The sequence below is a fragment of the Ignavibacteriota bacterium genome (assembly GCA_016708125.1).
Classification (GTDB): Bacteria; Bacteroidota; Ignavibacteria; order Ignavibacteriales; family Melioribacteraceae.
This window is the reverse complement of sequence record JADJGF010000001.1, coordinates 70,000-85,958: the sequence shown is the minus strand read 5'-3', so window position 1 is coordinate 85,958 and position 15,959 is coordinate 70,000. Positions and strand designations below refer to the sequence as shown.

The following is a 15,959-nucleotide window of genomic DNA, read 5'->3' as shown; positions in this document are numbered from 1 at the left end:
TAATCATAATAATAAAAATTTATACAGATGAATATTGATACAAAATGTAAATTATTGATTCATCCTAATAATATTGGCTCAAGTCGATATCATGATTTAACTTCTGAAAATATTGTATGGAAGTATTTAAACTTTGGTGCACAAAAATTATTTAAAGGTGATGTTTGGAAAAGTAATACAGAACAAAATGAAATTTGTATTGTATTGCTCGGCGGAAAGTTTTCAATAGAATCAAAATACGGAAAATGGTTTACGGAAAACGGAAGGAAAAATGTTTTCAAAGGTTTGCCGCATGCAGCTTATTTACCTCCTAACACAGAATTTATTTTAAAATGTCAAAGTGATGAAGTCGATTTTGCGTTCGGTTATTGCAAATCGCAAAATGATTATGACGGCTATTTTATTACACCTCAAATGGTAAAAAATTATGGAATTGAATTACGAGGCGGTGATAATGCATCACGACAAATAAATTCAATATTGCCTCCTGGCTCTGCGTGCGGTAAACTTGTTTGTGTAGAAGTTTATACTCCTTCCGGAAATTGGAGTTCTTTTCCCGCACACAAACATGATGAAAGAAAAGTTGATCCAAATGGAAAATTACTTGAAGCAGAATTAGAGGAAATATATTTTTATAAATTCGAAAAACCTCAAGGATTTGCTCTGCAAAAAGTTTATACGGATAACAGAGATTTAAACGAAATTGCAGAACCGCATAATAACGATGCTGTATTAATTCCTAAAGGATATCATCCGGTTTCAGCCGGACATGGCTACAATACATATTACCTAAACTTTTTAGCGGGTTCCGATCAATCGTTAGCAAATACTGATGATCCGGATCATAAATGGATTTACGGAACTTGGGAAAAAATGGATGAAAGACTTCCCTTAGTAACTTTGGAAATGAACAATGAATAATTCAGAAAAAAAATATGATGTTTTTACATACGGTCGTTCGTCAATAGATTTGTACAGCAATAATATTGGTGTGCCGTTTATTGATATTAAAGAATTTGGGGCTTTTGTCGGCGGCTCGCCGTTAAACATTGCCGTTGGTTTAAGAAGATTAGGATTAAAATCGGCATTACTTTCTGCCGTGGGAAATGATCAAGTCGGAAAATTCCTTCTTAATTTTTTAAAAAAGGAAGATGTAGAAACAAAATTTATTCCGATTAAAGACGGTGCAAGAACAAGCGCGGTAATATTGGGAATAGAACCTCCGAATAATTTTCCGTTAGTTTATTATCGTGATAATTGCGCCGATTCAAAATTTAATATTGATGATGTAATAAATGCAAATATTTCAAATACGAGATTGCTTGAAGTTTCTGCAACCGCTTTGAATATTGAGCCAAGTCGATCTGCTGCATTTTTTGCCGCAGAACAAGCACGTGAAAATAAAATTCCAGTTTTAATTGATTTGGATTTTCGCGCAGATCAGTGGTATGATGCAAGAGCTTTTGGAGTAACAACGCGTGCTTTTTTAAATTATGCAAATTTAGCAATCGGAACTGAAGAAGAAATATTAGCAACAATGCTTAAAGACCCAACACAAATTTGCATTAAGAATCAGCAAATATCTGCACCGGAAATAACCGGCAATATTGATGAAGCAATTGAGAATATTTTAAAAACCGGAGTTGAAGCATTAATTGTAAAACGCGGAGCAAAAGGTTCATCTTATTATTTGCAAGATGGAAAGAGAATTGATGTTCCGGGATTTCCCGTTGAAGTAATAAATATTCTTGGTGCCGGAGATGCTTTTGCAGCTGGATTTATTTATGGCTACTTAAATGGTTGGGATTGGTACAAAAGCTGCAGACTTGCTAATGCCTGCGGCGCAATTTTAGTTACCAAACATGGTTGCGCAAATTTTAATCCAACTCATGATGAAGTTATGCAATTTATTGAATCTCACGGAGGATTTTAATGGAAACTGTAAAACTCACAGTTGCTCAAGCTGTAATAAAATTTTTAATGAACCAATATGTCGAAAGAGACGGAAAAAAAAATAAATTCTTTGTCGGATGTTTTGGAATATTTGGTCATGGAATAGTTGCCGGCATTGGTGAAGCTCTTCAAGAAAATCCGGAATTTAGATATTATCAAACAAGAAACGAACAATCGATGGTTCATACTGCTGCAGCTTATGCAAAAATGAAAAACAGAATGGAAACTTTTGTTTGTACAACATCTATCGGACCGGGAGCAACAAATATGCTGACCGGAGCCGCCGCAGCTACTATCAATAGATTACCGGTTTTATTAATTCCCGGAGATATTTTTGCAAGAAGAAATGTCGCTCCGGTATTGCAGCAATTAGAATCACAAAGTACTCAAGATATTTCTGTAAATGATTGCTTCAAACCAGTTTCAAAATATTGGGATAGAATAAATAGAGCCGAGCAATTAATTACAGCATTGCCCGAAGTGATGAGAGTTTTAACATCGCCATCTGAAACGGGAACTGTAACATTAGCTTTGCCTCAAGATGTTCAAGCTGAAGCTTATGATTTTCCAATAGATTTGTTTAACGAAAGAATTTGGAAAATTCCAAGAATTAGACCCGATAAAGAGCTTCTATTAAAAGCTGTAGAAATGATAAAAAATAGTTCAAAACCAATTATAATTACCGGCGGCGGAACTATTTATAGCGAAGCAACAACTGTGTTAAATAAATTAATTGATTTAACCGGAATTCCGGTTGCGGAAACATTTGCCGGTAAAGGTTCAATTAGTTATGCTAAACCGGAAAATCTTGGAGCCGTGGGAGCAACGGGAACACCGGGGGCAGTTCAAATGACTGCTGAAGCAGATTTAATTATCGGAATAGGAACACGCTATAGTGATTTTACAACTTCATCAAAAACCGCTTTTAAAAATCCGAATGTTAAATTCATAAATATAAATGTAACCGATTTTGATTCACACAAACATTCTGCATTGCCTTTAATCAGCGATGCAAAAGCTGCGTTACATGAATTAATTGAAATGTTAAAAGATTTTAAAGTTGAAACTTCATGGCGAAATAAAGCTATAGAATTTAATAAAACTTGGGATAAAAAAGTTTCCGAATATTATTCTGACAAAAAACAATTTCCAATGACACAAGCAGAAGTTGTTGGTGCTGTAAATAATTTTTCCGATGCCAAAGATGTTGTGATTTGTGCGGCTGGCAGTTTACCCGGCGATTTGCATAAATTGTGGCGAACACAAAATGAAAAAAGTTTTCATCTTGAATATGGTTATTCAACAATGGGATATGAAATTGCAGCCGGTATTGGTGTAAAAATGGCTTCTCCGGATAGAGAAATTTATGTAATGATCGGCGATGGAAATTATTTAATGAATAATCACGAAATTATTACATCAATTCAAGAAGGAATAAAATTTACAATTATTCTATTAAATAATAACGGCTTTGCAAGCATTGGCGGATTATCAGAATCGTTAGGCGGTCAGAGATTCGGGACAAAGTACAGATATAGAAATGATAAATCCGGAAGTTTAGACGGCGATATTTTACCAGTCGATTTTATTAAGAACGCTGAAAGCTTAGGAGCAAATGTTTTAGTTGCAAAAAGTTATAATGAACTTACCGAATGTCTAAGTAAAGCAAAAAATGCAGATAAAACAACTGTAATTTATGTTGAAACAAATTTAGAAAAAACTGTTGAAGGCTATAGCTGGTGGGAAGTTGCGGTTTCCGAAGTATCCAATATAGATTCGGTAAAAAAAGCTTACGAAGAATATAAAGTGCATAAAAAAGAACAGCGATATTATTTATAAAGGATTTTATCTAAATGAAAAAATTAAAAAATTATATAAATGGTGAATGGGTCGAAAGTAAATCAGATAAATATTTAAATGTTGTTGATCCCGGCAATGGTGAAGTAATTAGTCAAGTTCCGGAAGGATGCGCTGAAGATGTTAAATTTGCTGCTGCGTCTGCTTCTAAGGTATTTTTAGAATGGAGAAATACTCCGGCAGAAAAGAGAATTCAATATTTATTCAAAATGAAAACCATTCTTGAAAACAATGCCGATGAAATTGCAATAATAAGTACAAAAGAATGCGGCAAAACTTTTGCCGAATCAAAAGCAGAAATTGTTAGAGCGGTTGAAAATATTGAAGTCGCATGCGGAATTCCAACATTAATGCAAGGTGAATTTTCTGAAGATATTGCAAGCGGAATTGATGAGTATGTAATTCGTCAGCCTTTGGGAGTTGGCTCATGCATTGCTCCTTTTAACTTTCCTATAATGATTACATTTTGGTTTATGCCATACGCAATAGCATGTGGAAATACTTACATCGTTAAACCATCGGAAAAAGTTCCGGAAACAATGACAAAAATATTTGAACTTTTGGAAGAATTGAATCTCCCTAAAGGAGTTTTAAATTTGGTTCATGGCGGAAAAGAAACAGTTGATGGAATTTTAACACATCCGGAAATTAAAGCAATTAGTTTTGTTGGTTCATCAAAAATTGCAAAGTATGTTTACTCAAAAGGAACTGAAAATGGTAAACGAGTTCAAGCGCAAGGCGGTGCAAAAAATCCCGTTGTAATAATGTCGGATGCAGATGTTGAAACAACTACAAATATTATTTCGGATAGTGTTTACGGATGCGCGGGACAAAGATGTTTAGCTGCATCAACCGTTATTTTAGTTGGCGAAGCAAAAGATAAATTTGTGCAAAAATTAATTGATTCTGCTAAATCAAAAACAACTTGTTATGGTTTAGATAAAGCTTCACAAATGGGTGCAATAATTACTAAAGAAAGTAAAGAGAGAATTTTAAAAATTATAAATGAAGCTGAAGAAAAAGGCGCAAACGTTTTACTTGATGGAAGAAATCAAAATGTTGAAAATTATGAAACCGGAAATTATGTATTCCCGACGATAATTGAAAATGCTCCGATTGATACTGACGCAGCAACGACAGAAATATTTGGTCCTGTAATGAATTTAAAATATGCTGAAAATTTGGATGAAGCAATTTCATTTATTAATTCAAGCAAATACGGAAATGCTGCTTGTATATTTACATCAGATGGTTCTGCCGCAAGAAAATTTAGGCACGATGTTGTTGCGGGAAATATTGGCGTAAACATTGGAATTGCCGCGCCAATGGCTTTCTTTCCGTTTAGTGGTTGGAAAGAATCTTTCTACGGAGATCTTCATGCTCAATCAAACCATGCGGTGGAATTTTATACTCAAACAAAAGTTGTGATTGAAAGATGGTATAGTGAATGGACAAGAAAATTTTAATTAAAATTGGAGTTGAACTATGATAAAAATTGCAAATGCTCCATGTTCATGGGGAGTACTTGAATTTGATTTGGAAGGACAAGCTCCGGATTATATTCAAGTATTAAATGAAATTAAAGAAACCGGTTATGTCGGATCTGAACTTGGTGATTGGGGATTTATGCCTACTGATCCAAAAGAATTAGCTGAAGAATTAATAAAACGTAAATTAACAATGGTGGGGGCTTTTGTTCCCGTATTCCTAAAAGATAAATCTGCACATGCAGATGGAATTGCAGTTGCAATAAAAACAGCAAACTTGATGAAAAATGCGGGATATGAAAATGCATTTATTGTTCTTGCAGATGACAATGGGAAAGTTGATTATCGTACAAAAAATGCCGGAAGAATTACACCAGATTTTGGTTTAAATAATGATGAATGGAAAATATTTTCTGAGGGTTCAAACAATTTAGCAAAAGCTGTGAAAGATGAAACCGGACTTCGAACGGTTTTTCATCATCATTGTGCTGGATTTGTAGAAACTCCATCTGAAGTTGATAAATTGATGGAACTTACTGATCCAAATTTATTGGGATTAGTTTTGGATATGGGACACTACATGTTTGGCGGTGGAGATCCGCTAATAGCTTTAAAAAAACATGAAAATAGAATTTGGCATATTCACTTTAAAGATTGTGAAAATAATATTGCAGAAAAATCACGTAAAGAAAAATGGAATTATTTTGAATCAGTAAAGAATGGAGTCTTCTGTGAATTGGGTAAAGGTGCAGTAGATTTTCCATCGATTGTTATAGAATTAAAAAATATAAATTATGAGGGATGGATTGTTGTTGAGCAAGATGTTTTACCCGGAATGGGCAATCCTAAAGAATGTGCTCAGCATAATAGGGATTATATTAAAAAATTAGGTTTATAAATTATTACGGAAATAAAAATGGAAAAACTAAGAATAGGAATTATTGGTGCGGGAAGAATAGGAAAAGTACATACTGAAACTATTGTGCAAAATATACCGGATGCTGAAATTGTAGAAATAGCTGATGTTAATGAAGATGAAGCAAAAAAGTTAGCTGCAAAATTTAATATTAAAAATTTTTCTTCAGATTATAAAAATATTATAAGCAATCCGGAAATTGATGCAGTTGTAATTTGCTCTCCGACTAATACACATGCGCAATATACAATTGAGGCAGCTAAAGCCGGCAAACACATCTTTTGCGAAAAACCCATCGACTTAGATATTAAAACTATACAGAATGTTATTAATGTTGTAAACGAGTGTGGTGTAAAACTAATGGTTGGATTTAACAGAAGATTTGATTCAAACTTTATCAAAATTAAACAAATGGTTATAGATGATAAAATTGGTGAACCACATATTTTAAAAATTACATCAAGAGATCCCGCACCTCCGCCGGCTGAGTACATTTCAGTTTCTGGAGGAATGTTTCTTGATATGACAATTCATGATTTTGATATGGCAAGGTACATTGTAGGAAGTGAAATCTCGGAAGTATATGTAAATGCAAATGTTTTAATTGATCCCGAAATTGGTGAAAATGGCGATGTTGATACGGCAATAATAAATCTTAAATTCGAAAACGGTGCATTAGGTGTAATTGATAACAGTAGGAAAGCTGTTTATGGATATGATCAGCGAGTTGAAATTTTTGGTTCAAAAGGAATGATTAAAGTTGATAATAATGCTCCGGATAATCATAATTATTATAGCGATAGCGGTGTGCACGCATCTTTACCTCTTAACTTTTTTATGGATAGATATACCGAAGCTTATTCAAGAGAAATGAAAGAATTTTGTTCAGCAGTTATAAATAATAAACCAGTTTCTGTTGATGGAAATGATGGATTAAAAGCAGTTGTTGTGGGATTAGCAGCGAAAAAATCCGTAAAAGAAAATCGTTCAATTAAATTATCTGAAATATTATAAGTAAAATTTTCTCAGTATTAATTTTGAATCAAATGTTAGAATATAATATAATTGACTTTGGCGCAAAAGGCGATGGAATAAAAGATAGCGCGCAAGCAATTCAGAGAGCAATAAACAATTGCTCTGAAAATGGCGGCGGAAAAGTTATAATACCTTCACAAAATATTTTTATGTCGGGTCCGTTTGATTTAAAATCAAATGTTACACTATTTGTTGAAACTAATGCAGTATTAATTGCAAATCCTGATGAATCAGTTTATACCAAAAGTGCATTCCGTGAAAATTTAGGTGAAGGAACAATTTGGATTGGAGGAGAAAATTTACAAAATATTAGTATCGAAGGCTCCGGGATTATTGATGGTAACGGAATTGAGTTTATGGGTCCGGAAGAGAAAGCGGCATTTGTTCTAAAAGAATTTGATAAAATTGATCCAAGACCACATCTCTTAACTTTAGTTAATGTAAAAAATCTTTCAATCCGAAATATAACTTTTAAAAATTCTGCATATTGGTGTTTGCATATTGTTGGCTGTGAAAATGTAAAAATTGATGGCATTACAATTTTGAATAATCTTAAAATTAGAAATTCTGATGGAATTGATCTTGATCATTCCAAAAATGTTACAATCAGTAACTGTTATATTGAATCGGCAGATGATTGTATTTGCTTCAAAACCAGAAGAGAGTATGAAGAATACGGACCAACAGAAAATATTATTGTATCAAATTGTATTATGACATCTACTTCTTGCTCAATAAAATTGGGCAGTGAAAATATGGATGCAATAAGAAATATTATTATTTCAAATTGTATAATAAAAAATAGTAATCGCGGAATTGGAATTCAAAACAGAGATGAAGGAATTGTAGAAAATATTTTATTTCAAGATATTATTATTGAAAGCAGATTATTTGACGATGTATGGTGGGGAAAAGCCGAGCCAATTTATATAACAGCATATAAAAGAAAATCAGAAAACCATAAAGATTCAAATTGGAGATTTGCAAAAGGTCAAACAGAAGGTAAAGTTGGGAAAGTTTCAAATATTACTTTTTCAAATATTAATTGCAAAAGTGAAAATGGAATTTTTGTCGGCGGAGAAGCTGATAAAATCAGTAATTTAAAATTCAATAATGTTCAACTAGAAATTAGTAAAACAACAAAATATAAAGGAAATCTTTACGACTTAAGACCTTCAGATACAATTGTGTTGTTGGAAACTGAAATCAGCGGGTTTTATTTTGATACAGCACAAAAAATTGCAATTAATAATTGCTCAGTTTCTTGGGGAAAAAATATTGCGAAATATTACAAGTTTGCAATTTATGCAAATAATATACCTCATTTAACAATTGAAAACTTTAAAGGTCAATCAGCCATAGAAAATTTAGAACCAATATTTATTAATAACAGTTAGTAAGAAAATTTCAAAATAGGAGTTAAAATTGTTTGGATTAGACATTCTGGATTTAGTAGTAATACTGATATACTTTTTAGTTGTAATTGGAATTGGAATCTGGGCAAGCAAAAGAATTAAAAATCAAGAAGATTATTTACTTGGCGGAAGAAAGTTTGGGAAATTGATACAAACATTTGCAAGCTTTGGTCAAGCCACTTCTGCTGATGGTCCCGTTGGCACAGCAACTACAACATTTCATAACGGAGCCGCCGGAATTTGGAGCTCACTTTTAATGGTTTTCTCTACTCCTCTTTATTGGATTACTTCACCCTGGCAAAGAAGAATGCGCGTTTTAACAATGGCTGATTTTTATGAAGAAAGATACGGTTCAAAGAAAATGGCAGCAACATATGCTATTGTTGCCAGTATTGGAATGATGGGATTAGTATCACTTGGATATTCTGCAATGAGCAAAACAATTTTAGCCATAACTCCCAAAACAGTTTCTGAATTTACTCAAGAAGAGAAGACTGAATACAATCTTGCCATGGAACTTTCAGAACTTGAAAAAAAAGATGCTAAAAATCTTACGGATATTGAAACAAAACGTATAAATGAACTAAGAACTTTAAATCCCAACAGTTTATTTTCACATATTAATGAAAGTATGTTAATATGGGTAGTATGTATTATTACTTTACTTTATGCAGTAATGGGCGGTTTGGAAGCTGCTTTCTACACAGATTTACTTCAAGGTTCATTTATTATTTTATTATCCATTATTTTAATTCCATTTTCTTGGATGCGAATTACTGAAATTTATGGAACCAGTAAAAATGAATCTGCATTAGAAATTTTGCACCAAAAATTACCGGAATCATTTTTTGAAATTTTTGGTTCACCAAATTTAATTGATTTCACTTGGTATTTTATTATAGCAGCTGCATTAGTTGCTGGATTAACTGTTGTAACACAGCCAAATCAATTAGTTACAAATGCTGCTGCAAAAGATGAAAATTCTGCAAGATTTGGTTTTGTTACGGGAGTTTTTATAAAAAGGTTTTGTACAATTCTTTGGGGATTATTAGGATTAGCAGCAATTCTTCTTTATTCAGGCAAAATTCAAAATTCAGATTTAATTTGGGGTTATGCAACACGCGATTTACTTGGTCCGGTTGGATTTGGTCTCGTTGGAATAATGATTGCCTCTTTAATGGCTGCTCTTATGTCAACTGCTACAGCATTGATGTTAACGGTTTCTGGTTTATTACTACATAATGTGTACAAACCAATCTTTGATGGAAAAAGTGAAATTCATTATGTCTGGATAGGAAGAATTTTTGGTGCTGTTTTTTTTATTGGAAGTGCAATAATTGCAACTCAGTTTAGTAACATTTTTGAAATCTTGAAATTTATTTGGGAATTTTTTGTCATTTTTGTTGCAGCTTTCTGGTTAGGGCTAAAATGGAGAAGATCAAATAAAATTGGTGCGTGGACTTCAATTTTAATAACACTATTTTTATTTTACATTATTCCCGTTCTCATATCAAGTCTTTCAGCAGATATTAGAATTAGTGAATGGATGCTTTTAAAAACAGAACCGGAACCAGTTGTTAGAACTTATATCGCAAGAGAAATTGATGTGCAAGAACGAAACGCTGAAATTGAATTAATTAACCAAAAAATTGAAAATGGAGATTTAAATTTAGTTGTACCGAAAACTTTAGAAGTTGGTGAAAAGTTTTCAAAAGAATTTGTACAAATCTCAAAATCTGTTTTCTGGTCAAAACAACCAAAAGTAAATGATGAAGGAATTTTAGAAGCACAAGGTTATTTCTTTCCGGAACTAATGTTTCTTAAAACAATTGGATTCGAACTTAATAAATATCCTTATGCATTAAATGAAACTTTAAGATTAATGATAAGACTATTTTTTCCGTTCATAGTGTTAATTTTAGTTTCATTGCTAACAAAACCCGATGATGAAAAAATTAGTCATAATTTCTTTATGAAAATGAGAACAAGAGTAAGAGGTTTAGGTCCGCAAATTGATATAGATGATATAAATAAATCATTAGCAAATCCGGAGAAAACTAAAGAAGTTTTACTTTTTCCAAATACTCAATTAGAAATGTACAAATGGAATAAGCAAGATTGGTTCGGATTTTTAATGTCGGTTGTTATTGCATTTATTGTGATTGGAACTTTGTTTGCTGTAATTAAAATTTATTAAAATATTAATCATATATAAATTAGGTTAAAAAGGTTTTTTAAAATTTAAGGAATGTTAAATGCGAATTTCAAAACTTTATATCAGTAAAATTATTTCAATTTTAACTGTGCTTTTTATTTGTACAAATCCAATTTTATCACAAAATCTGAATGAGACAAAGATCATTATTGATTTAGATAAACTCGGCTGTCATATTGATCCAAACATTTATGGACAGTTTGCAGAACATTTAGGAAGCTGTATTTATGGCGGAATTTGGGTTGGTGAAAATTCAAAAATTCCTAATACAAATGGATACAGAAATGATGTTCTTGAAGCATTAAAAAAATTGGAGGTTCCGGTTTTACGTTGGCCCGGCGGATGTTTTGCCGATGAATATCATTGGATGGATGGAATTGGTCCAAAAGAAAATCGTCCATCTATGGTTAACACAAATTGGGGCGGAGTTGTTGAAGATAATAGTTTTGGGACAAATGAATTTTTAAACTTATGCGAAATTATTGGAGCAGAACCTTACATCAGTGCAAATGTTGGTAGCGGAACAGTTGAAGAATTTGCAGATTGGATTCAATACACAACTTCTGAAAGCGGAAATCCGATGTCTGATTTACGAAAAAAAAATGGAAGAGAAAAACCATGGAAAGTAAAATATTGGGGAATTGGAAATGAAAGTTGGGGATGCGGCGGAAGAATGAGACCAGCGTATTACGCAGATTTGGCAAGAGTTTTTTCAACGTATGCAAAAAATTATGCGGGCAATCAAATTTATAAAATTGCTTCTGGTCCCAATGTTGATGATACATTATGGACTGATGATGTTATGCAAATTGCCGGTAAAGTTATTAATGGAATCGGTATGCATTATTACACAAATAATTCAAAAACGGCAGCAGATTTTGACGAAAGCGGTTGGTTTTCTGTTATTCAAAAAACTTTGAGAATGGATGAACTTATTCAAATGCATACAAAGGTAATGGATAAATATGATCCCGCAAAAAATGTTGCATTGATTATTGATGAATGGGGAACTTGGCATAACGTAGAACCCGGAACAAATTCATCGTTTTTATATCAACAAAACACTTTGAGAGATGCAATTGTTGCGGCAAGTAATTTAAATATTTTTCATAAATATACAGATAGAGTAAAAATGACAAACATTGCGCAAATGGTTAATGTACTTCAAGCAATGATTTTAACAGATAATGAAAAAATGGTTTTAACTCCAACGTATCATGTCTTTGAAATGTATAAAGTTCATAAAGGTGCAATAAATTTGCCTATTGAATTGCATTCTTCTCAATATTCTATTGGTGGAGAATCTATTTCTTCTGTTAATGCAACTGCATCAATAAATTCAAATGGAGTTGTTCACATTTCTTTATGTAATGTAAATCCTAACCACAATGAAAATGTAAAAATTAATTTAGAGAAATTTATAAACGGCAAAGTTACCGGAAGAATTTTAACTTCCGATGAAATGAACGCCTTAAATTCATTTGATAATCAAAATAATGTTGAACCAACTGAGTTTTCAGATTTTGAAATATCAAAAAATAATTTAACTGTTAATTTACCTTCTAAATCTGTAGTAGTTTTAAAATTAGATGGTGAATTAAATTCAAGTATTGGAAATGCTATTGATGTTAAGAATCCTAAGCCAAAATTAAATTATAATTATTATAAAAAAGCGCTATTGAATCTTCCTAACTTTGACGAATTAAAATTAGTTAGTGAAGGACTTATTGATCAGATTAAAATTCCCGAAAATAGCGATGGGTCTGATTTTGCCGTAAAATATTCCGGTTTAATTAAAATTCCACAAGACGGCTTTTATAATTTTTATGCAAATTCTGATGACGGAACAAAATTATATATTGATGGAAAATTATTAATTAGCAACGACGGAAGACATGCCCCAATTGAAGTTCAAGGTTTTGCTTCGTTGAAAAAAGGTTTCCATAAAATTGAACTTGAATTTTTTCAAGCCGGCGGCGGTTTAGAATTAAATGCAAGTATTGAAGGTCCGGGAATGAAAAAACAAATAATTCCGGCTGAAATGTTTTTTCATGAAACGAAGTGAAAAATTATTTTAATAAATAAATTTTACAATAAAAAATAGATTTTTAATACTTATCGCATTTTTAACATTTTCATGTTCTACAAGTAAAATTGAGGTAAATAAATTTTTATTAAATGTAACTCCGCCGATGGGATGGAATAGCTGGGATTGTTTTGGTACAACAGTTTCGGAAGATGAAGTAAAAGCAAATGTCGATTACATGGTAAAATATCTTAAACAATATGGATGGCAATATATTGTTGTCGATATTCAATGGTATGAACCAAATGCAAAATCACATGGATATAGAAAATTTACAAAATTAGATATGGATGAATTTGGAAGATTAATTCCGGCTGAAAATCGTTTCCCTTCTTCATCAAATGGAAAAGGATTCAAGCCGCTTGCGGATTATATTCATAGTTTAGGATTAATATTTGGAATTCACATTATGCGAGGTATTCCGCGACAAGCCGTATAGCAAAATTTGCAAATTAAGAATACAAATAACAAAGCAAATGAAATAGCCGATAGGAATAGTATTTATCCTTGGAATACAGATATGTATTCCTTAAAAAATAATGATGGCGGACAAGCATACAATAATTTAATAATTGAATTATAGTATCTTTGTAATCGATTTTTAGATCACCTTTAATGTTTGGCGGAAATCTTTCTGACAATGATGATTTTACACTTTCATTAATTTCTAATAAAGAGGTTCTTGAAGTAAATCAAAATAGTTATAATAATCATGAAGTTTATAATGAGAATGGAATTATAGTCTGGATGGCAGATATTCCAGATTCAGATGATAAATATATTGGAGTTTTTAATATTAATGATAGTAACAAAAATGTTATCTTGGAGTGGGAAAAATTAGGATTGACTGATAAAAATTATAGTGTAAGAAATCTTTGGAAAAAAAAAGATATTGGTTCATTTGAAAATTCAATTTCATTTGAAATAAAAGAGCACAGTGCAGAACTTATACGTGTATCAAAAAATTAATTAAACTCTAATTGTTCTAATATTAATTCGGCTGAAAAAATGCAATTTATAAAAAAAGTTAAGTTTATTTTAATTTATTGTTTAATATTTTTTATTAATTACTATGCTTTTCAAATTGAACCTCCTCAAAATAATTATCCAATTTCAACTGTACCATTTACAAAAGTAAAATTAACAGATAATTTCTGGAATGAAAGAGTTAATACAAATCGTGAAATTACAATTCCATTTGGTTTTAATAAATGTGAAGAAGAAGGCAGAATTAGAAATTTTGAAAGAGCCGGCGGTTTACTTGAAGGAAAATATGAAGGGTTAATGCCTTTTGATGAAACCGATGTTTACAAAATAATAGAAGGTGCTTCATATTCTTTGCAGACAAATCCCGATAAAATTTTGGATAAATATATTGATGATATAATTGAGAAAATTGCTGCCGCACAAGAAGACGACGGATATTTAACAACTTGGAAAACTATAGATTCTACAACAACACCCGCAAATTGGGTTAAGCACGGTCCGCGTTGGTTTAATTTAGGTGCAAGCCATGAATTATATAATGCCGGACATTTATACGAAGCTGCTTATGCTCATTATCGTGCAACCGGAAAAATAAATTTTCTGAATATCGCTTTGAAAAATGCAGATTTGATTGATAATACATTCGGTAATGAAAAACTTCTTACTCCGCCGGGACATCAAATTATCGAAACCGGATTAATAAAATTGTACAAAGCTACGGATAATATTAAATATCTAAATTTAGCAAAATTCTTTTTGGATATTCGCGGTGATTCTACCGGACATAAATTATATGGTTCATATAATCAAGATCATTTACCGGTTATAATGCAGAACGAAGCAGTTGGGCATGCAGTTAGAGCTGTTTATATGTATGCTGGAATGACAGATATTGCCGCCATGATGAATGAAAAAAATTATTTGAGTGCAATTAATAATATTTGGGAAAATGTTGTATCGAAGAAAATTTATATTACCGGCGGAATTGGTGCATTGCATCACGGTGAAGTATTTGGAAATGATTATGAATTACCAAATTTAACGGCGTACAATGAAACTTGCGCTGCAATAGGCAATGTTTATTGGAATTACAGAATGTTTCTCTTACACGGCGATTCAAAATATATTGATGTTTTAGAACGAACTCTTTATAACGGAATGATTGCCGGAGTTTCATTAAGCGGAGATTCGTTTTTTTACCCGAACTGCCTTACTTCGGATGGAAATTATAAATTCAATCAAGGTGCGTTAACAAGAAAAGAATGGTTTGATTGTTCATGTTGTCCCTCTAATATTATCCGCTTCTTACCTTCGGTTTCCGATTATATTTACGCTCAAAATAGTGATACGGTTTATGTAAATTTATTTATTGCAAATGAGACAAAAATTAAAGTTGGTGAAAATGAATTTAAAATTATCCAAAGTAATAATTATCCTTGGGATGGAAAAATAAATTTTAAGATTGAAACCGAACAAGAAATTAAATTCACTCTAAAAATTAGAATTCCCGGATGGACAAAAAATTCTCCAATTCCAAGCAATTTATATTCTTATATCGATAAAACAGAAAATAAATATTCAATAAAGTTGAATAATGAAATAATTGATTATAATTTTCAAAAAGGATATTTAACTTTAGATAGAAAGTGGAAAAGTGGAGTTTTATTAGAACTTAATCTGCCTATGGAAATTAAAAAAGTTATTGCAAATGAAAGTGTAATAGATGATAAAAATATGGTGGCAATTGAACGAGGACCAATTGTTTACTGTGCTGAAGGGATAGATAACGAAGGAAAAATATTTGATATAGTTGTTCCGGATGAAGCAAATTTTTCTGCTGAATTTAATGAAGCCAATCTAAATGGAATAGTTGAAATAAAAGGAAATGTTGAGAGAGAAAACGGTAAGCAGACTGAGCTTAAGTTAATTCCATATTATGCTTGGTCGCATAGAGGAATTGGTGAAATGTCAGTTTGGTTAAAAAGAAAATAACTTTATAAAAACACAA

The 15,959-nt window shown here is 31.9% G+C and carries 10 protein-coding genes and 1 pseudogene; all 11 read left to right on the top strand.

Annotation, left to right across the window (positions count from 1 at the left end; all coding sequences use genetic code 11):
- Nucleotides 1–27: 27 nt before the first annotated feature.
- On the top strand, nucleotides 28–921 hold the full coding sequence (gene iolB / locus IPH62_00445) for a 5-deoxy-glucuronate isomerase (GenBank protein ID MBK7103741.1): 894 nt from the start codon (nucleotides 28–30) through the stop codon (nucleotides 919–921).
- Entirely contained in the window at nucleotides 914–1,933 is a 1,020-nt protein-coding gene (iolC, locus tag IPH62_00440) for a 5-dehydro-2-deoxygluconokinase (protein ID MBK7103740.1), read from the top strand. Before iolB ends, iolC begins: the two co-directional genes overlap by 8 nt.
- Complete coding sequence (gene iolD, locus IPH62_00435; GenBank protein MBK7103739.1) at nucleotides 1,933–3,792, top strand: 3D-(3,5/4)-trihydroxycyclohexane-1,2-dione acylhydrolase (decyclizing); 1,860 nt, start codon at nucleotides 1,933–1,935, stop codon at nucleotides 3,790–3,792. Before iolC ends, iolD begins: the two co-directional genes overlap by 1 nt.
- Before the next feature lie 14 nt (nucleotides 3,793–3,806).
- Entirely contained in the window at nucleotides 3,807–5,276 is a 1,470-nt protein-coding gene (locus IPH62_00430) for a CoA-acylating methylmalonate-semialdehyde dehydrogenase (protein ID MBK7103738.1), read from the top strand.
- A gap of 19 nt (nucleotides 5,277–5,295) precedes the next feature.
- Nucleotides 5,296–6,195 carry a TIM barrel protein gene (locus IPH62_00425; protein MBK7103737.1) on the top strand — a complete coding sequence of 300 codons (900 nt, stop codon included), beginning with the start codon at nucleotides 5,296–5,298 and terminating at the stop codon, nucleotides 6,193–6,195.
- Between the two features lie 18 nt (nucleotides 6,196–6,213).
- Entirely contained in the window at nucleotides 6,214–7,227 is a 1,014-nt protein-coding gene (iolG, locus tag IPH62_00420) for an inositol 2-dehydrogenase (protein MBK7103736.1), read from the top strand.
- A gap of 32 nt (nucleotides 7,228–7,259) precedes the next feature.
- Nucleotides 7,260–8,645, top strand: a complete 1,386-nt coding sequence (locus IPH62_00415) for a glycoside hydrolase family 28 protein (protein ID MBK7103735.1) — start codon at nucleotides 7,260–7,262, stop codon at nucleotides 8,643–8,645.
- Between the two features lie 28 nt (nucleotides 8,646–8,673).
- A complete protein-coding gene (locus IPH62_00410; GenBank protein MBK7103734.1) occupies nucleotides 8,674–10,860 on the top strand; it encodes a sodium:solute symporter family protein in 2,187 nt (728 codons plus the stop codon).
- Between the two features lie 58 nt (nucleotides 10,861–10,918).
- A complete protein-coding gene (locus IPH62_00405; protein MBK7103733.1) occupies nucleotides 10,919–12,943 on the top strand; it encodes an alpha-N-arabinofuranosidase in 2,025 nt (674 codons plus the stop codon).
- A gap of 127 nt (nucleotides 12,944–13,070) precedes the next feature.
- Nucleotides 13,071–13,933, top strand: a pseudogene (locus tag IPH62_00400) (hypothetical protein).
- A gap of 39 nt (nucleotides 13,934–13,972) precedes the next feature.
- Nucleotides 13,973–15,943, top strand: a complete 1,971-nt coding sequence (locus tag IPH62_00395; GenBank protein MBK7103732.1) for a glycoside hydrolase family 127 protein — start codon at nucleotides 13,973–13,975, stop codon at nucleotides 15,941–15,943.
- Nucleotides 15,944–15,959: the final 16 nt, after the last annotated feature.